Source organism: Bacteroides sp. AR20, from assembly GCF_964250605.1.
Lineage (GTDB): Bacteria > Bacteroidota > Bacteroidia > Bacteroidales > Bacteroidaceae > Bacteroides > Bacteroides uniformis.
On sequence record NZ_CAXUGK010000011.1, the window covers coordinates 89,809 to 108,742 of the forward strand.

The window sequence follows — 18,934 nt, forward strand, 5'->3', positions numbered from 1 at the left end:
TATTATGTTATATCATTAAATCAAAAGGTAGGCACCACCGGCCTGATGGTTCCGTCTTCATTGAACTCCATCCGGTCTATGCAGACTTCACGATGAACGCCGGGGCCATCTTTCAAGTACCATTTATTAATACGGTGGTAAACGATTCTCCACTCATCTGTACCGGGAATCTGCAATACAGCGTTGTGTGCCGGACCGTAAATTTCCTTTTCCGGATTCTGAATCAGCACAACGGGTTGCTTGGCAACTTCGATAGGACCGAGCGGCGACTTGGATGTACCGTATGCCACATGGTAATTGGGCGAACCGGTATCGTCTACCGACCACATGAAATAGTAGAGCCCGTTGCGATAAAAGACATAGGCTGCTTCGCGGAAAGCATAGTCCTGCAAGGTGCCTCCCGCCGGTGTCATCACCGTAACGGTATTTTCCTTGATGGACACCATATCGTCGTTCAGCTCGGCACCTGCCATGTAGCCGTTGCCCCAGTAAAGATAGGATTTGCCCGAAACAGGGTCTGTAAACACATCCACATCAATCTGTTGCCCGCCACCGACGGGTGAAGCAGTAACGACAGGGCGTCCCAAATCGGTGAAAGGGCCGGCCGGAGAATCGCTCGTAGCCACTCCAATCTGCTTGCCGCCGCCATTCTTGGGGTTTCCACTGTAATAGAAGAAGTATTTATACTTACCGTCCACTTTTTTCTCTTCAATGCAAGGCGCCCAAGCATTGCCATCTGCCCAGGGCACTTGCTCCGACTTCAAGTCCAGCATGACGCCTTCATCCTGCCAGGTCTTCAAATCCGTGGAGGAGAATACGGTGAAATACCAGCCTCCCCAACCCGGCTGTCCGTCCGTAGTAGAATAGATGTAATACTTTTGGGTCTGATGGGAATAAAGGATTTCCGGGTCGGCATGGAAACCCGGCAATACGGGATTGTTGGGCAATGCGCCCAGTTCTGTCGGCTTGCCCCATTCATCGGTAATGCGCAACAGCTCATGCCGGGTAATGGGGATAATGGTCCCATGACGGGGATGGAAGTTCATCTTCACCTCGCTGTCTATCACCTTAAAATTCTTCAAGTCAGTGGTTTCCGTAAACTGATAGCTTCCTTTCATATAGACGTCGTACATCAGGATATACTTATCCTGCCCTATCAGTTTGAAAGTGCCCGCACCCTCTACGGCTTCCTTAGTCTGTTGCTTGTAATCGGGTTCTTCCGTCCATGCCCCGGAGGTCAAGGAACGGGTGGTGGCCACCTTTATGCCGTTTCCATGCCCTTCCGTCTTATAGAAAAGGTGGAAAACACCATCCTTATAGACAATGTCTCCATCGATGCACGATTTCCCGTTCTCCGGCAGAAACAATGGCTTGGGCTCTCCCTCCAAATCCGTAAACTCCGCATTGGCATAAGCATAATATATGACATCGGCTCCATCGCCATGCAGCATAGACCAATACACCATGTACTTTCCCACCTCCGGGTCGTAGATAGTCTGCGGAGCCCATACACGCTTCAAATCCTCCTGACCTGAATAGCGCTTCTGTATATTGATAACGGAGTGAGACCAGTTGACCAAGTCGGTAGATTTCAGCAAAACCATGGCACGGTTGGAACTCCATCCATTGGCTGAAACCATATCTGTCACTACCATATAGAAAGTCTTGCCATCCTCGCAACGAAGGATATGCGGGTCGCGGACTCCCCCGGTGGAGCTGATGACTTTCGAGTCGATTACCGGTTCATTATCATTCAATGCCCAGTAGGTATAACCGTCCATGCTTACAGCATAGCGCACAGCTTCTTCATCGCCACTATTCCCAGTGAAATAAGTGAACAAATAAGCTACATAATCTTTTTCGGGAAAGGATTTTTGCCAGGAATATCCCGGAAGTGCAAACAACGACAATAACATTGCCGCCAAAAGCATCCGGAAAGTGTTTTTCATCCGTACAATCATAATCTTTTTATATTAAACCTTTTAACGGGTGTAAAATTAACACTATATACATTATAATACAAAGAAAGTGTATATGTTGTGTAACATATACACTTATTTAATCTCTCCAATCAGTCGGCATTCAAAAAACGCACCATCTCACAAGCTGCCAGCAGAAATGCCCCTACCCCAAAGTTAGCAGTAGAGTTGGCATCAACCACTTGTCCGGGAATGGCTTTCTCGCCAATCGGCTGTACATACCCTATGCGGCCATCGGGCTGCAAGGCTACAGTAGTCAGATAATTCCACGCCTTCATCACTACGGGTTGATAAGCAGCCTTGTCCAGCAAGCCGTTGTTCATCCCCCATAATAGACCATAGGTAAAGAAAGCCGTACCGCTGGTTTCAGGACCGGGAGCATGCTCAGGGTCGAGCATACTGCGTGTCCAGTAGCCTTCCGGCTGCTGGCAGGCAGCCACGGATTTGGCCATCGTCTGGAAGCGGTCTATGTACTCTTGGCGGTATTGGTCTGTTTCGGGCAGGTCTTTCAGTACCTTTGCCAAGGCAGCCAGCACCCAACCGTCGCCACGCGCCCAGAAGTCTTTCTTACCATTCACACTTTTGTGTTTTGGATAAATATATTTGCCGTCGCGATAGTATAGGCCTTCCTCCGCATCGTACATGATGCTGTTGGCATAGGTCCAGTATTCATGCAGTTTCTCCAGATATAACGGATTGCCGGTCAGCTTGTACATCTTTGTCATAACGGGCATTACCATGTAAAGTCCGTCTGCCCACCACCAATAATCGTTCTTGTCCGTACTCATCTGGTATTCCATCACTTCGCGCGCACGGGCTATCTTCCCGGAATCCGGCTTCACGGTATACAAATCCGCATAAGTCTGGAAACAAATCTGATAATCACCGAAAAGCACATAATCATCACTCTCCCCATAGCTGTACTTCCACTCTTCCTTGTTGTCACTCTTCGCGCCTTTCCATTCATTATGTTCTGCCCACGCCTCGGAATAGGCATAGCATTCCGGATTACCGGTCAGGAAGAACACCTCCATGTTTCCCGTATGATAGGCGGCATTGTCCCAGAAAGAGCGCCCATGTTGCGGATGGGTCTCCTGCCAATAGTTGTTCACCCGATTGATAATCTCAATCACTTCTTCCGGTTTCGGCTGCTGAGCGGTGCATGAGAACAGTCCCCAGCAAAAAGCCAAACCCAATAAAAATAAGCATGTCGTTTTCATATACTAATACTGTTCTTTTATCTTATTACTTCCAATACATATACCGATTGCGGTGCAAACTCCACAACCCGCTCTCCGTCTCCTTGCTTGGCATGCTGCACAAACAGATGCAGCCGCTTCCTGCTCTTCCACAATTCCGTGTCATGAGACGGTTCCCAGGCACCGACAGTGAAGTCGGTCAAATCGCTGATGCTCCACTTACTGTTTGCCACATCCGTAGCGTGCGCCAAAGAGACTTTGCTCCCCCGTTCTTCATCCCTGAATACATAAAATATCTCCCCGCCATCTACTACGATGCGCGGACGGGCCATCGGAATCATCTTCGTGCCTCCACCTTTCAGGGAAAACGGAGTGGTACGCCCGGAGACCTGGCGGCTGTGCCACATCTGCCCGTCATGCCAGACAATCCGGTATTGCGGGACGTCGCTGTCCGGGTCGCGCCAATAGGAAGCAATGTACGGATTGCCGCCTGCATCGGCACTCATGCTGGTCTGGTTTATCAGTTCCGAATTCTGAGGAATGCGGCAGGCATACTCTGCATTACCCAGACGGATGGGCAAATCATATTTCTTGCCATTTGCCTTATACCATGTTACGCCATTGTCAAAGGAACGGGCGTAGCATAGGTCATGGTTGGTTTCCACATGCCAAGTCTCGCGCCAGACCCACGACAGATGGATGGTTCCAAGCTCATCTACATATAGCTGCCAGTAAGCATTGCGCTTGTTCTCGCCATCAATCAGTACATCCTGCACACGGCTCCATTTCTTCTCCTTCAAGGAATAGCGGTTCATCACCAGGTTGCCCCGGCCGGAAGAACCGGAACGGTATGCAAACAGCAGGTCGCCTCCGGACAGCAGATAAAACTCCGGATAGGTTACATTGCCTTCATCCACGCCCGTCATGGGCTCCTTCTCACCCAATTCCAGTGAATGGGGTGCAATGCTGCGACAGTAGTTCAAGGGCTGTCCGTGATGGTCGAAGGCTACATGAATATACCCGTCACCGTCCAGCATCATGCTGATGACGTTATGGGCATCCTTCACATTCCCTTTATACTGTGTGCGGTGCAGTGTCCACTGTCCGGCATGGAGGTTCCGTTTTCCAAGAGTCAGGAACCCTTCCGCATCATAGTAACTGATGTATTGCTCGTCACCTTGCGTCACCAGCGAATTATTACGGAATACGGCAGTGTTGACGGAAGTCTGGCTGTATCCTTTCCCCACTTCCACCAGATGCGTTTCGGGAAGGACACCGGCAGCACCCTGTGCACAGAGTGCCACCGGAAATCCACCAATCCCCCAAACAATTAATATAAATACTATAAAAAATGAATCAGTCTTACTCATAATAGGCATGGTCTTTGGGGAATTCTTCACCACCCCACGCCTTTTTCGAGGTCCATGCCTGCGGAGCATCTGTCCAGAACGGATGGTCGGCGGGCAAGCCCAGGGGCAAGAATGCCAGGGAAGCCATGTAAAGGCTGCCGTTGTTAGTATACCAGTCGGAGATATGAGGCTGGGAACCATTGAATCCCAATGTCAGAAAACCTTTCTCGTTGAAGTTCCGGTTGTCACCGAACATACGGTTGATGACAGCTGTCATGGCAGCACGTACCTGTCCGTTCGACAATTCCTTGGGCAACCATCCACGCCATGCCAACAAAGCCAATGGTTGGAGGGTACCGGTGCGGTAGGTAATGGAACGCCCGAATACGGGGAAGGCCCCCTCGGGAGAGATGAAACGTTCCAGAATCATGCCGAAACGCTGCATGCGCTTCTGGGCACGCTGGAAATTGCAATCCGGCGCATTCCATATCTTATTTTTTCCACTGTTCGTAAAGACTTCCAGACACTCCACATACATGGGATGGAGTACGAAGCTGTTGTAATAGTCAAAGGCAAATCCCGGTCCGTCGCTATAGAAGCCGTCACCTACATACCACTCTTCCACCTTGCGCAGAGCGGAGACAATACGGTAAGCATCACTCTTGGCACCAGCCTTGCGCAGGAAACATTCTACCGTAGACGAGAACAGCAGCCAGTTGGTATAAGGAGGGTCCACACGGCGCAACTGGGTGAACTCTTCAATGTAACGCCGTTTAGTCAAACTATCCAGAGGCACCCACAAAGCATCGTATCCTCGCAGGAAGCTTTCAGCAACATAAGCGGCATCGACCAGCGGCTGTCCCTCTTTCCGCCAAAGTAGGTAATCCTGACTTTCCAGGTCTACCGCCTGCGCATAACTTTTCAATGCCCACTCGCGGAGCTGCCTGCGCTGCTTGCCTTCGGCAGTGTCATCGTCCGGCAAAGAGAGCCAGGGTGCCAACCCCGCCATCAGACGTCCGAAACATTCCATATAGGTCACCCGTTTGTCGCGTCCATCCCAAGTGGGGCTAAGCTCCACCTGCATATTTTCCTGGAGCTTCCCTTCACTCATATTGCTCAGTACCGGAGCAGCCATTTGATACAACACCCCGGCCCAAAGTTCGCGGTCTGTCACTTCCTTCTCTTTTTTCTTCTTGGCAGCCATTTCCTGAGCGGGCAGCAATAAAACTGCCACCAGCAGCAGCCATAAGTAGTTACTTTTTCTCATGATATTATTTAAGTTTGTTTTTCAATACTGCAAAATTACCCCATTCCCGGTAATTTCGGGGGCACTATTGTTTCAAAAAGGGGTAAATATCGGTCATTAGTACCCCAAAAGCTCAGAAATCACAAGAAAAAGCCTAAGATTAAACCGTGCTACGACGGAAGTGAATAAAGTATTTGCCGCTATATTTGTTTCTTCATGAACTGCACCAGTACGAGGGCAATGCAATAAGCTATAATCTGTTCAAACCAAAAGTCAAGTCCTTCAAACATATTACTCATTATTTTAATAGACACCCATTCCTTTTTCTGATAACAAAGGAAAGGAGTTTATTCGGAATAATGAATTTCCATACGACTCAAAAAATGTTCTATTTTTCCGGATTACAGACAAAACTGAGAATATCCACCAAGACACTGACTACTTCCATATTACATTAAATGTCCCGAAAACCGATATATTCTCCTGCCAAAAGACTATTTTTGCAACAAATATCCATAAGCATACCATGGCAGGCATCTATATTCATATACCTTTTTGCAAGACACGCTGTATCTATTGCGATTTCTATTCCACCACTCGCAGCGAATTGAAGCAGCAGTACATCCGTGCCTTGTGCACTGAACTGAAAACCCGCAAGGGTTATCTGAAGGAAGAACCGATAGAGACCATCTACTTTGGCGGAGGAACTCCCTCACAGCTCGCTCACGAAGATTTCGAGCAGATATTCCGGACTATCAAAGAGGTGTATGGAACAGAACATGCCGAAGAAATTACCCTCGAGGCCAATCCCGACGACCTGACGGAAGAATATGTGTCCATGCTGCGCACCCTCCCCTTCAACCGCATAAGCATGGGGATACAGACATTCGACGCCCCCACCCTGAAACTGTTGAACCGCCGGCACAATGCCGCGCAAGCCATCGCAGCCATACACCGCCTCCGCCAAGCCGGCTTCCGGAATATCAGCATCGACCTCATCTATGGACTACCGGATGAAACAGACCAACGGTGGGAACGCGACCTGCAACAAGCCGTCGGCCTTGATGTGGAGCATATCTCCGCTTATCATCTGACTTACGAAAAAGGCACCCGCATCTACGAAATGCTGCAGAGCCATCGTATCAGCGAAGTGGATGAAGAGAGTAGCGTGCGCTTCTTCTCGGCGCTCATGGACACCCTGGGAGCCGCGGGGTATGAGCATTACGAAATATCCAACTTCTGCAAGCCCGGCATGTACTCACGCCACAACACTGCTTACTGGAAAGGCATTCCGTATTTGGGCTGCGGCCCTTCAGCCCACTCCTTCAATGCGGAGACAAGGGAATGGAACACAGCTTCTCTGGAAGGATACATAAAGTCCATTGAAGAGGGACACCGTTCCTCCGAAACAGAAATTCTGGATAAAGTGACCCGTTACAATGAATACATTATGACTTCCCTGCGTACCATGTGGGGAATCTCCCTGACATATACGGAAGAAGCCTTCGGCACAGAGTTGTGCCAATATTGCACGAAAATGGCAGCCCCCTACCTCCAAAGCCACAAACTGGAGATGCAGGCAGACCGCCTGCGCCTGACCCGGGAAGGTATCTTTGTTTCGGACGGCATAATAAGCGACCTGATGTTCATTGATTAACAGCAAAACCGGGAGACTGCATGACCGAACAAGAAGTCAGACGCTACTTGCGCCAAATGAAGGAAGAAGACTCGGAACGGGCTTTTCACAGTTTCTACAATCTGTGCTACGACCGCTTGTTCCGTATTGCCTGCTATTTCGTGAAGCACGAAGAATGGGCGCAAGAAATTGTGCTCGACGTCTTCATGAAGCTTTGGGAACAACGCGCCCTGTTGCCGGAAGTGAACAACATAGAGGATTACTGCTTTATCCTTACCAAAAATGCCTCCCTCAATTACCTGGAAAAAGAGAACCGGCACCCTACACTCTCGTCCGAACAGCTTCCCGAAGTTTCCGGCCAGGCCGATTCCCCCGAAGACACTCTTATCAGCGAAGAACTGTTTGCCCGATATGTCAAGGCGCTCGACCGCCTGCCGGAGCGTTGCCGTGAAGTATTCATCCGCCTGCGCGAAGAGAAACAAAGCTATGCACAAGTGGCGGAGGAGCTGAACATCAGCACAAAGACAGTAGACGCGCAACTGCAAAAAGCACTCACAAGACTCAAGGAAGCATTGCTGACGGAGTGAACTCTGCTTCATCTTCCTTGCAAGAAGCCGCGTATGCATGTATGAGATGTACATCTCGAGCTGCATGAGATACACATCTCGCACAACATGAGATGCACATCTCGAGCACACCTTCCCTATTGATTGAAACAGAGAAACAAGGAAGTCATACGTAGGCAGGACGGACTTTCACGGACAAAGAGCTTTAGATTAACATTATTTCAGGATATAGGCATAGGGAATTCCTGAAAAGGAGCTGTCTTTACATGCAGAAAAGGAGTCATAGGCTCTTAATAAATTGCCAAAAATGAAAGTGAATAACGAGAATTTCGACAAGGTACTGAACAAACTGGTTGCTTCTACCCGTTCCCCACGAGGACGCTTTACGGCAGAGAACAGCTGGAGGCTGCTGGAAAGCCGTTTGCTAAAGCGCCGCAGCATGAAGCGGTTCTGGATGCGTACAGCCAGTGCCGCAGCCGTAGTCCTGCTCTGTGTAACGAGCTGGGCAGCCTATCAGTTCTTATACGTAGCACCACCACGGGAAGCCATTCCCACAGAAGCCATACATACTACCGAGGAAACCCAAGTAATTCATAGCGTACTGACATTCGATCAGCAACCCTTGCAGGAAATCGTCCGTCAACTTTCCGAAACGTTCCGTACCGATATACGTATCGAAGGAGACAGCCTGAAGAACTATCATATGACAGCTACCTTCCGCGAAGGGGAGAGTCTTACAGAAATCCTCGACCTACTGAAGGACGCCGGCAACTTTACCTATAAAAAAGAAAACAACACTATTATCCTTACTACTAAACTTAACTGACAATGACCAGCTCTACTATCTGTTCGCACCACCGCATCAGAACCGTACTTCTGATGTGTGTGGTTCTTTTAAGCGCCTCACTCCATGCACAGGCACAAAACAAGGAAACACGTATAAACCTGAATATCCGTAACGCAACTTTAGAGAGTTTCGTGAAGCAACTGGAAAATGCAACCGGATTCTCCTTCATCTATGGGGAAGAAGTAAAGCTCACGCACCGCATCACACTGGAGATGAAACAAAAGAACATCAGTGAGATATTGCAACGTGCCTTTGAAAACGAACCCATCACGTTCGAAATATCCGGAAAGCACATTCTACTCCATAAGCGGCCCGTGCCGCAGAAACCCGTTAGCCGTAAGTTCACCATCAGCGGATACGTGACCGACGGAGCGTCTTCCGAGACGCTGATTGGTGCCAATATCCTTGAGAGTCGTTGTTCCACAGGTACTGCCACCAATCCTTTCGGTTTCTATTCCCTCACCCTGCCGGAAGGGGAAACGGAACTGGTTTTCTCCTACCTGGGCTACGAAAGCCGGCATAGCCGGTTCGAACTGACGAAAGACACCTTACTCAACGTCAGGCTGGACAGCAATAACCAGCTGGCAGAGGTCGTGGTGCTCTCGGACAAGCGGGAGGCCGGCATAGAAAGCACAGCCATGGGAGCGCATGAGATACCGATGACACAAATCAGGCATACCCCGTCCATATTGGGAGAAGCCGACCTGCTGAAGACCATTCAGCTGATGCCGGGTGTGCAAGCCGGTATGGAAGGTTTTGCAGGCATGTATGTGCGAGGGGGAGGTCCCGACCAAAACCTGGTTATGCTGGACGGAATTCCTGTTTACAACGCAGACCACCTGCTGGGAGTATTCTCCATCTTTACGCCCGAAGCGGTAAAGAACACCACACTCTTCAAAAGTTCTTTTCCTGCCCGCTACGGCGGGCGTCTTTCGTCTATAGTAGATGTACGGACCAACGACGGGGACATGCATAAATACCACGGCGCATTCAGCATAGGCCTGCTGACGGACAAACTGCATATCGAAGGCCCTATCTGGAAAGAACGGACCTCCTTCAGTTTCAGCGCACGAGCCATCCCCACCCTATTCTTCAAAAATCTCATTGTAGACAAAGACGACACCTATTCCGACAAATACAACTACTATTTTTACGACGTCAATGCAAAGGTCAACCATAAGTTCAGCGACCGTAGCCGCATCTTCCTCAGTTTCTACAAGGGGAAAGACCACTATCATTATGACAGTTACTACCACGGTGACAATTACGACAACAGCATTAAGAATTATTCCAAGGACAACAGCCATCTGAATTGGGGAAACACCATCGCCTACGGCCGCTGGAACTATGTATTCAACAGCAAGCTGTTTTGCAACACCACCGTCTCATACAACAAATATGAGATGGGGCTGGACGGAAACATGGAAGATACCTATACTGTCGCCAATAAAGTACAAGACAGATACTATTACTCCTCCAAGTTCAACTCCGGTATCCGTGACTGGAGTGCGCGTATGGACTTTGACTACACCCCCATGCCGCAGCACCACATCAAGTTCGGTGCAGAGTACATCCACCATACGTTCCGTCCGGGAATAGCTACCTCGAAAATACAAGATATAGATAATGGCGCCCTCCAGGAAGATACGGTTTACAATACCAGCAACAGCCATGCCATGCGCGGACAAGAAATCTCCCTTTACGCCGAAGACAATTTCAATGTAAACGCCAGGTTCAGTCTGAATGCAGGTGTACGCACATCGCTGTTCCACACACAAGGGAAAAGCTACTATTCGCTGCAGCCCCGCCTTTCCGCCCGCTATGACCTCGGACAAGGATATTCTGCCAAAGCATCCTATACGTGCATGGCACAGTATGTGCATCTGCTGTCCTCTACTCCGCTGTCTATGCCTACCGACCTCTGGGTACCCATTACCAAAGACATCAGTCCGATGTATGCCAACCAGTTCTCCATAGGAGGCTACTATTCCGGACTGCCGGGTTGGGAGTTCTCCGTCGAGGGATATTATAAACAGATGAAACACATACTTGAATATCAAGACGGTGTATCCTTCTTCGGCACCTCTACCAACTGGGAAGAAAAAGTGGAAATGGGCGAAGGCCGCTCCTTCGGTCTGGAACTGATGGTACAGAAAACATTGGGCAAGACTACCGGCTGGCTGGCATATACCCTATCCAAGACCGATCACCGTTTTAAGAACGGTACCATCAACCAAGGCCGATGGTTCCCCTACAAATATGACCGCCGCCACAGCATCAGCCTCAATCTCAGCCATAAGTTCAGTGACCGCATTGATGCAGGAGCTTCCTGGATATTCAATACCGGTGGATGTATCACTATCCCCGAAAAGGCTACTATTATCGTCAGCCCCGATGGAGTCATCGAAGAGACCGGCTACATCTCCAGACGCAACAACTATCGCCTGCCTGCCAGCCATCGTTTGAACCTAGGTGTTAACTTCAACAAAAAAACCAAACATGGCATACGCACCTGGAATATCAGTATCTACAATGCATACAATGCCATGAATCCGAACATCGTTTACAGCAAATACAAGAAAAGCAGTTATCTATACCAACCGGATGGTAATGGAGGATTCATAGAACATAAAGAGGAAGGGAAAATCAGTATCAAAAAACTGACCATCCTGCCCTGCATCCCTTCAGTTACCTATACTTACAGATTTTAAACACATCAGCATATGAAGATCCAAATGAAATTACACCTATTATATATAGTAGCTATTGTCTTGTTGGCATCATGTGAAAATGAAATTCCTTACAATCCAGACAACCAACAACCGCTACTCATCATGAATGCCCAACTGGATGCAGGAAAAGACGTTAATGAAGTCTTTCTGCACTTGAGCAAGGGCAGCAGCATAGTACGTTTGAACGAAGCTACACTGACCTTGTTTATCAATAACCGCATTGCTGAAACTCCTCAAGCACTGACACCGGAGGAAATCTTCGGTCCACCGGAAAATTATCCGGAAGACGCCATCTTTGTATACGATGCTATCTTGTATAAGCTGTTTCGCCTCAACACCCCTTTGCATCCCGGCGACAACATACGCCTAGAAGCCACTGCCGAAAACGGAAAATACCATGCCAGTGCCGAAGTCACCGTGCCGCAACCGATAGAGAGCCTGCACGTGGACACTTGCTTGGCCTACCTGCGCGAGTACAGCGGACAAACCCTTTACCGCCAATACAAAATTACATTGCAAGACCGCCCCAACGAGAAGAACTACTACCGGCTGGACATTTGGAATGACCGTAGTTACTATTGCAAATGGAAAGAATACCTGGAAGATGAAAACGGCAGCCTCATCAAAGTGGAAGACGAGGACGGCTCTTGGCATTGGGCCTCCATACCCAGAGACACTACCATCCTTGCTCCCCGACAGAACGAAATCATCAACCGGGAAGATGTTATACTGACTGACGGCCACCCTGGCAACTATGATGATGAAGAAAATGAATTGTTTCCCACCATAAATAACAAATACAACATATTCAATGATAACACTTTCCGTGATTCGTATGCCACATTAAAAGTATATACCCCTCTCTACCAAGAATATTATCCGGTAGAGGGACACTACTACGACCATATATCCCGCAAACAAACCATCACCGTACGGCTGCTTAGTATCACTGAAGCCGAATACCGCTACCTGAAAGCCTTAAACTGCCTGGATGATGGGGATTACGACAATACTTTAATGGAACCTATCAGTCTGCCTTGCAACGTCATAGGTGGATTAGGCTTTGTGGGAGTCTGCTCTGAAAGCAGAGTAATCATAGAATTGCCCGAAACTGTTTGGCAATAACATTTTGACTAATAAAAATCCTTTTATCCATTACAATAAACTGAATTTCATTTAACCTACATTACATTCGTATTACAAAAAGCATCCAAATAAAGCATTTTCACACTACAAAATTGATTTAAGTCAAGAAATGAAGGTATAAACTACACTTTTTTACGTATTCATTTTTGTGTTATAAAACATATACCTATATTTGCATAGGTAAAAAGAAAAAGCTAAGCGCTTAGAGAGTTTTCAATAGGTATTAGATTGAGATTAGTTTTTAGGAATAACAATTAAAAAGTAGGTATTATGAAACGTTTAGGATTAACATTAGTGGCAGCAGTCTGCCTGACTGCTACAACATTTGCAGCAGGAAACCAACCTACAACTGCAAAATGGGAAGGTAACATCAACATAACAAAGTTGAGCAAGTATTTGAATCTGGATTCCAACCAGCATGAAGAAGTGGCAAACATCTGCGAATATTTTACAGAACAGATGGAACGCGCTACAAATTCCAAGAAGAATCAGGAGAAGTTACTCCGTAATGCAGTTTATGGTAATCTGAAGTTGATGAAAAAGACTCTGAATGAAAAGCAGTATGCTGATTATGCCAGAGTATTGAACGTCACACTGCAGAACAAAGGTATCGAAGTGAAATAAACTTCGCTTCTGATAAATACGAAAATAGTATTTGATAAATAAAAAGGCATTGGACTTTAGAGGTTCAATGCCTTTTCTTTACGTCAACGCCACCAAAACCTGCGGCGTCAACTCCCTAACCAAATAATTCTTATCACTTTACAAGCAGAATCTGTCTTGCAGCTCTTTCTTATACTTTCTGGAAACCAGCAGTTCCGTCACTTTGTCAAATGGTGGATAAAGCATGCATTTGCTATCCTTTATAATCATCAGATAATCAATATTGATAATATACGATTGATGTATCTGCACGAAACTGGATGAATATTGAGTAATCTGCTCAGCAGTCATTCCGCGACGCAACACCAACGGCGGCTGGTTGTTTAGTATCACCTCCCATTGTTTACGCTCGGAACAATAGCGAAAAAAGCCGATTTCAGCCGGACGCAACGCACGCATATCATTAGTTGGCGTAAATACGATAAATGTCTGTCCGGTATGCAACGGTGCACCAATGGGATATGACATTCTCTGCCCAGCCTCTGCCTGCTCTACAAAACGCGCAAGAATATCCCGCAACTCCTGCTCTTCAAAAGGTTTCAGCAGATAGTCGAACGCAGCCTCCCGGATAGCCTGAATCATGTACTTATCATAAGCCGTATAGAAAACAATCCGCATATTCCACGAAACACTGTCACGTATTTCCTGCAGTAATTCCATTCCAGTCATGTCCGGCAGTTCCACATCCAAGAACAACAAATCCGGCTGTACCTTGGCAATGAGTTTTTTCCCTTGTTTACCATTACGGGCAGTTCCTTTCAAAAAGAAGCGTGCATCCTTTCCCAATTCAAAACTCAGATTCTCAAGAGCCACCTCATCGTCGTCAACTATTGCAACCTTATATTTATCCATGTTCCTTTTATGTTTTTCTTCTCGCGAATATATACATAATCCTACTCCCATACAAAGCAATAGAAGGTCATTTACGGACTATTTGTCTGTAAATATGCCTATCCTTGCAAAAAATAAGATTAAACGGTTCTTTTAAATTCTGTAATCGTAGTTGTCAGGCAGCCAGAAAGTCACCTCACAGCCCATCTCACCACTCTGTAGAGAGACATTGTGCACCAAAACATCAATGGCCTCCTTGTTCTTATTGTTGAGAATCCGAATGGTCTGCATAATGACTTTCATTCCCGTCCCCGTGCCCCGGTTCCGACTGTCCGGACGATAACCGCCACCATTATCCGTTATCTTTATACAGATACCATTTCCCCGGCGGCAGACCGAAACCCAAAGATTACGTTCACCTTCCTTCTCGCGCAACGCATGCTTCACTGCATTTTCAACCGGAATTTGAATCATCATAGACAGAATCCTTATTTGCTCCGGCTGCACATCCTTTTCTATCTTCAGTTCCGAATGAAAATCCGGACCTAAAGAACGGCGTTCCAGATTAATATATGTTTTCACAAAATCCAGCTCCTCTGCCAAGGTTACACACAGTTGTTCCACCAATTCCAGATTGCGACGCATCAGTTTTACCAGCGACGAAAGCTCTTGCTTTTCTTCCACATTCCGCTCCACCATCTCCCGGTTCAGCACATTGAAGATAAAATGAGGGGACAAGCGGTTACGGATATTCTCCAGACGAAGTGTAGAGACTGTGCGATGATTCCGTGCAAGCAACAAAGCACGTTTCTTTTTGCTGTACAGATAAAGGAAAACCGCCGTCAATATAGATACAACAGCTACAGCAAACACGACAAACTGTATCTGCCTCAGCACCAGCACCTTGTTTTTCTGCTCCTGAAGCAAAACCCGATGTGCTATCAAGGTAGAATCCTGCTGATAACGCAAAGTCAAGTCTGCCGTACGCATCCGGACACGCTCATTCCTGATAGAATCATCAAGCTGGTTGTTCCTCTGCAGATAGTGATAAGCCCTCTTGTAGTTGCCGGTTTCCTCGTAAAACTGCTGAAGGTATTTATTACGGATATGTACCATATCAGGGTCGATGCCCGGAGGGACTACACTCTCGGACAATAAACGACGTGCCTCTTGAAAGTCTTTCTGAAGCAGAGCCAATTCTATTTTCTGCGTATCGATATAATATAGTGCAGTACTCACCCCCATTCCCTCAAAAAAAAGTTGGCATTCATTTATATATTTAACAGCCAAATCAACCTTATTCAGTTGAAGATAACAGTCTCCTAAATTCAACCTCCCCAGATTAAGTTCAAAACTCATATCAGCATATCCTTCGACTAAATCAATAACCTTTTGAAAATATTTTATCGCTGTCTGGTAATCCTCCCTATAATAGTAAGAAGTCCCTCTATTATTCAAATAAATATATTTTTCATAAGGTAGCATACTGTCATAGCTTTCTCCTGCTAGATTATAATAGTAATCACACTGTTCAAAATCACGCATGGTAACATATACTTGTGCCAAACCATAATAAATGGGAGGTTTCTTGGTAGAAGCTATATGCAAAGAGTCGCACATCAACAAAGCTCTCCTATACCAAGCTGCCCCTATATCCAATTTTCCTAAACGGTTATTCGCATCTGCAAGATTCATCAAAATATCCGGCACCACTTCAATCCTAGTCCCTCTCATCCGTAATTCATAAGCCTTCCGGAAACAAATTTCAGCAGAATCCATATTCCCAACACGTGCAAAGATATTTCCCTTCATATTGAAACATTCAGACTCCAAATCTGCCATTTGAGAAGAACTATGCTGCCTTTCTATAAAGTCATGTATCTGCTGGATTACGATTTGTGCCGAATCAAGCTGTGAAGTAATCAAATATGTTTTCAGTGTCATTGCCAGATAATTATACTTGACCAAGCTATCCTTTGCCTCTTCCATCTTTTGAAAAGCCTTCAACCTTACCTTTCGGGGCACAATGGCCACAGAATCTCCATTTATATGGGAAAAATCCTCAAAAGCTCTCATTTCTGTGTATACGTCCTCTTTATCTCCGGGCGCACAAGCTCCTAGAAGCACAAACCCTAATATCCAATAAATATAAAATCGAATTCGCTTATCCATCCTCTCTCCCATGTTTCTCGTAATTAGATTATTTATTCAATACATCTACAAACTTAAAATATTTTTGCGAAATACCGTCAAGCATAAGGCGTATTTCTCAACCACAAAAGAGCATACGCTACCGCTTTATTAAAACGAAACAAAAAATCACATCATAGTACAATATTTAGCTACATAAGCCATTAAAACAACATTTTAGTACATTTCAAACTTTTTCTCATTTTCTTATTTACATTTTTATTAATTACTTTGTGGATAAAGAATTGCGAATATACTCAATCAAACAAAATAATACAATCACACAAAGAAAGGCTGTTTCCAAAAGAAAACAGTTCTTTTACATAATTTATAAGTTCTATGTTAGACAGTGGACAAATCATAGCAGATAGATACGAGCTACTCAAACAACTAGGAAGAGGAGGATTTTCTGAAGTTTGGCTGGCACAAGACAAACTTACGGATGTTAAGGTCGCCATAAAAATATATGCTCCAGGGATGGGGCTTGACGATGCGGGGATATCCCTTTTCACACAAGAGTTCTCCCTCGTATTTGATATGAATCATACCAATTTACTGCATCCTACTTATTATGACTGCTGGGAACGGATGCCATACCTGATTTTGCCTTTTTGCAAAAACGGTTCGGCCTTCCAATACCTTACTGACAACAACCGGATAACAGAAACGGAAAGCTGGCATTTGCTCCATGATGTTGCAGAGGGACTGGCTTATCTTCATGCAAAAACTCCCCCGGTTATCCATCAGGATATAAAACCCGATAATATTCTGATTAATGATGAGAATAAGTATATGATTACGGATTTCGGAATCAGCGCACGGATTAGAAGTACATTACGCAGGAACCAAGGCCAAGAATCCAGTGGAGGAACTTTGGCCTATATGGGACCAGAACGTTTTGGTCCATCTCCCGCCCCTATTATGGCTAGTGACATTTGGTCATTGGGAGCAACAATGTATGAGCTTCTAACCGGTATGCCGCCCTATGGCGATCATGGAGGCGTATTGCAAAAAAACGGTGCAGACATTCCACTTATCAACGAAGACTTTTCTCAAGAATTAAAGGATATCATTTACAAGTGCCTTGCCTTAAATCCATGGGACAGACCCACAGCCAGACAAATTGCAGACTACACTTCCCAACATATCAATGGAAGTCTCGTCCCCTTTAGTCTGTCAAACAACAGCCATGATACTTTGCAAGAGGAAGAGGACAAAACCCATGAGGATTCCATTAGCGCACACTCTTCTGACATAAATAAGATGTCACCCTATCAAGACAAAGGGAAACGCAAAAAAGTTATAGTCGTAGCAGCAATCACAGCTATATTCGCAACAATTGTCATCATCTTTTCGCTAATAAGCGGCAAAGAACCAGTAGTGGAATCCATACCGGAACCGACTCCAACGATTGATTACGACAAAATGTGTCTGTCAATCATTCAAGAAGGCGAAAACTCTAAAATACAAGGAGATGTTTTCCGATTTGACATTGACACTTTAAAGCAAAACAATGATTCCGTATTTGAGGATTTTTACATAAATGCCATTGGCAAATACCGCCAAATAAATTACTACAAAGATTCCATCTCCGCGAAAATATACTTAAATGCAACAGAACTGAAACAGCAAGTAGAGGCCATACTGGATTCTGCCTATCATGTTTTTAAAGAAAAGGCAAATATCATGAAAGACCTTGACCAAGCCGTAGCAGCCCAGGCTTTTGAAGACCGTGCAAAAAAAATAGAACCATATATAAACATAGACAACAATGAAAATGAATAAACTTATCAGACTGATTGTTTTAGCGTTCGCTCTCTCTATGCCAATAAGTATATGGGGGCAATGCGCCTCCATCTATCAAAAGGGAGAGACATACATGAAAAGAGGAAGATACAGAGACGCTATTAAAAGTTTTAAAGCAGCCATGAAATGCGACAGCAATCTGGAGCAAGCATGCAAAAATAAAATCAAAGAGTGTGAGGAAAAAATAAATCCCGCTCCCAAGCCAGCGCCTCCTGCCGAAATCACCAGACTTACCATAGACAGAAAAAGCCTGGAATTTGGGTGTGAGACAAAGACTGCAGAAAGTATAAAAATAGAAAGTCTTCCAGAACAATGGACTGCAATATCAGATGCAGACTGGTGTCAAGTGACTCCCGGTGAGAAGAAACTCTCCATAAGCTGCCAGACCAATTGGCTGACTATCGAACGTAAAGCCACCATTACAATCAGTAATGAAAAGATGAAAGCTACGGTCAGTGTTACCCAAGGTGGCCAAGAAGAATTCATTAATATCGCATTAGATAAATTGGAATTCGGCTCCAAAGGAGAAATTAAAGAACTGCAAGTAGACTCCAATGCCGAATGGGAAGTTGCAGATATTCCTGAATGGTGTGAAGCTATAGCAAAAGACCGTGGCAAACTCATTCTAAAAGTGGGAAAAACCAAGAAGGCCAGAGAAGGAACTCTCATAGTTAAAAGCAAAGGAGGAAAAATATCTTCAATTATTCTTTCCCAGAAAAAGGGAGGTCTATTCTAAATTCATGG

General features: G+C 45.9%; 14 protein-coding genes. 8 read left to right on the forward strand and 6 right to left on the reverse strand.

Annotation, left to right across the window (positions count from 1 at the left end; genetic code table 11):
- Window positions 1–20 precede the first annotated feature (20 nt).
- The 4 genes from ACESTD_RS07935 to ACESTD_RS07950 all read right to left on the reverse strand — a co-directional run bounded on the left by ACESTD_RS07935 (window position 21) and on the right by ACESTD_RS07950 (window position 5,794).
- A complete protein-coding gene (locus ACESTD_RS07935; protein ID WP_039160464.1) occupies window positions 21–1,961 on the reverse strand; it encodes a family 43 glycosylhydrolase in 1,941 nt (646 codons plus the stop codon).
- A 110-nt stretch (window positions 1,962–2,071) separates the two neighbouring features.
- Window positions 2,072–3,199, reverse strand: a complete 1,128-nt coding sequence (locus tag ACESTD_RS07940) for a glycoside hydrolase family 88 protein (protein WP_117958852.1) — start codon at window positions 3,197–3,199, stop codon at window positions 2,072–2,074.
- Between the two features lie 17 nt (window positions 3,200–3,216).
- Window positions 3,217–4,548, reverse strand: coding sequence for a BNR repeat-containing protein (locus ACESTD_RS07945; RefSeq protein ID WP_016273056.1), 1,332 nt, complete (start codon window positions 4,546–4,548; stop codon window positions 3,217–3,219).
- The gene (locus ACESTD_RS07950) at window positions 4,541–5,794 is read right to left on the reverse strand and encodes a DUF2264 domain-containing protein (protein ID WP_195289019.1); all 1,254 of its coding nucleotides are present in this window, start codon (window positions 5,792–5,794) and stop codon (window positions 4,541–4,543) included. Before ACESTD_RS07950 ends, ACESTD_RS07945 begins: the two co-directional genes overlap by 8 nt.
- A gap of 505 nt (window positions 5,795–6,299) precedes the next feature.
- Between ACESTD_RS07950 and hemW the strand changes: the two genes are divergently transcribed.
- The 6 genes from hemW (at window position 6,300) to ACESTD_RS07980 (ending at window position 13,324) form a co-directional block, all read left to right on the forward strand.
- Window positions 6,300–7,430, forward strand: a complete 1,131-nt coding sequence (gene hemW / locus ACESTD_RS07955; RefSeq protein ID WP_057255807.1) for a radical SAM family heme chaperone HemW — start codon at window positions 6,300–6,302, stop codon at window positions 7,428–7,430.
- A 20-nt stretch (window positions 7,431–7,450) separates the two neighbouring features.
- On the forward strand, window positions 7,451–7,996 hold the full coding sequence (locus tag ACESTD_RS07960) for an RNA polymerase sigma-70 factor (RefSeq protein WP_005833278.1): 546 nt from the start codon (window positions 7,451–7,453) through the stop codon (window positions 7,994–7,996).
- A gap of 286 nt (window positions 7,997–8,282) precedes the next feature.
- Window positions 8,283–8,801: a DUF4974 domain-containing protein gene (locus ACESTD_RS07965; protein ID WP_005833280.1), complete on the forward strand. Its 519-nt coding sequence runs from the start codon at window positions 8,283–8,285 to the stop codon at window positions 8,799–8,801.
- Between the two features lie 2 nt (window positions 8,802–8,803).
- Window positions 8,804–11,533 (forward strand): TonB-dependent receptor domain-containing protein, encoded by a 2,730-nt coding sequence (locus ACESTD_RS07970; RefSeq protein ID WP_373158735.1) that lies wholly within the window; start codon window positions 8,804–8,806, stop codon window positions 11,531–11,533.
- Window positions 11,534–11,545: 12 nt separating this feature from the next.
- Window positions 11,546–12,679 carry a DUF4249 domain-containing protein gene (locus ACESTD_RS07975; protein ID WP_005833284.1) on the forward strand — a complete coding sequence of 378 codons (1,134 nt, stop codon included), beginning with the start codon at window positions 11,546–11,548 and terminating at the stop codon, window positions 12,677–12,679.
- Window positions 12,680–12,970: 291 nt separating this feature from the next.
- On the forward strand, window positions 12,971–13,324 hold the full coding sequence (locus ACESTD_RS07980) for a hypothetical protein (protein ID WP_005830102.1): 354 nt from the start codon (window positions 12,971–12,973) through the stop codon (window positions 13,322–13,324).
- Between the two features lie 138 nt (window positions 13,325–13,462).
- Here ACESTD_RS07980 and ACESTD_RS07985 read toward each other — a convergent pair whose 3' ends face one another.
- The gene (locus ACESTD_RS07985; protein ID WP_005833286.1) at window positions 13,463–14,215 is read right to left on the reverse strand and encodes a LytTR family DNA-binding domain-containing protein; all 753 of its coding nucleotides are present in this window, start codon (window positions 14,213–14,215) and stop codon (window positions 13,463–13,465) included.
- Between the two features lie 132 nt (window positions 14,216–14,347).
- On the reverse strand, window positions 14,348–16,378 hold the full coding sequence (locus ACESTD_RS07990; RefSeq protein ID WP_373158734.1) for a histidine kinase: 2,031 nt from the start codon (window positions 16,376–16,378) through the stop codon (window positions 14,348–14,350).
- Between the two features lie 345 nt (window positions 16,379–16,723).
- Between ACESTD_RS07990 and ACESTD_RS07995 the strand changes: the two genes are divergently transcribed.
- A complete protein-coding gene (locus tag ACESTD_RS07995) occupies window positions 16,724–18,169 on the forward strand; it encodes a serine/threonine-protein kinase (RefSeq protein ID WP_151852967.1) in 1,446 nt (481 codons plus the stop codon).
- Complete coding sequence (locus tag ACESTD_RS08000; RefSeq protein ID WP_005833292.1) at window positions 18,156–18,926, forward strand: BACON domain-containing protein; 771 nt, start codon at window positions 18,156–18,158, stop codon at window positions 18,924–18,926. The genes ACESTD_RS07995 and ACESTD_RS08000 overlap by 14 nt, the downstream gene beginning before the upstream one ends.
- The last annotated feature ends 8 nt before the right edge of the window (window positions 18,927–18,934 follow it).

Coding starts and splice junctions, on each gene's coding strand:
- ACESTD_RS07935 (WP_039160464.1), bottom strand. CDS start 1,961: ATGATTGTACGGATGAAAAACACTTTCCGGATGCTTTTGGCGGCAATG.
- ACESTD_RS07940 (WP_117958852.1), bottom strand. CDS start 3,199: ATGAAAACGACATGCTTATTTTTATTGGGTTTGGCTTTTTGCTGGGGA.
- ACESTD_RS07945 (WP_016273056.1), bottom strand. CDS start 4,548: ATGAGTAAGACTGATTCATTTTTTATAGTATTTATATTAATTGTTTGG.
- ACESTD_RS07950 (WP_195289019.1), bottom strand. CDS start 5,794: ATGAGAAAAAGTAACTACTTATGGCTGCTGCTGGTGGCAGTTTTATTG.
- hemW (WP_057255807.1), top strand. CDS start 6,300: ATGGCAGGCATCTATATTCATATACCTTTTTGCAAGACACGCTGTATC.
- ACESTD_RS07960 (WP_005833278.1), top strand. CDS start 7,451: ATGACCGAACAAGAAGTCAGACGCTACTTGCGCCAAATGAAGGAAGAA.
- ACESTD_RS07965 (WP_005833280.1), top strand. CDS start 8,283: ATGAAAGTGAATAACGAGAATTTCGACAAGGTACTGAACAAACTGGTT.
- ACESTD_RS07970 (WP_373158735.1), top strand. CDS start 8,804: ATGACCAGCTCTACTATCTGTTCGCACCACCGCATCAGAACCGTACTT.
- ACESTD_RS07975 (WP_005833284.1), top strand. CDS start 11,546: ATGAAGATCCAAATGAAATTACACCTATTATATATAGTAGCTATTGTC.
- ACESTD_RS07980 (WP_005830102.1), top strand. CDS start 12,971: ATGAAACGTTTAGGATTAACATTAGTGGCAGCAGTCTGCCTGACTGCT.
- ACESTD_RS07985 (WP_005833286.1), bottom strand. CDS start 14,215: ATGGATAAATATAAGGTTGCAATAGTTGACGACGATGAGGTGGCTCTT.
- ACESTD_RS07990 (WP_373158734.1), bottom strand. CDS start 16,378: ATGGGAGAGAGGATGGATAAGCGAATTCGATTTTATATTTATTGGATA.
- ACESTD_RS07995 (WP_151852967.1), top strand. CDS start 16,724: ATGTTAGACAGTGGACAAATCATAGCAGATAGATACGAGCTACTCAAA.
- ACESTD_RS08000 (WP_005833292.1), top strand. CDS start 18,156: ATGAAAATGAATAAACTTATCAGACTGATTGTTTTAGCGTTCGCTCTC.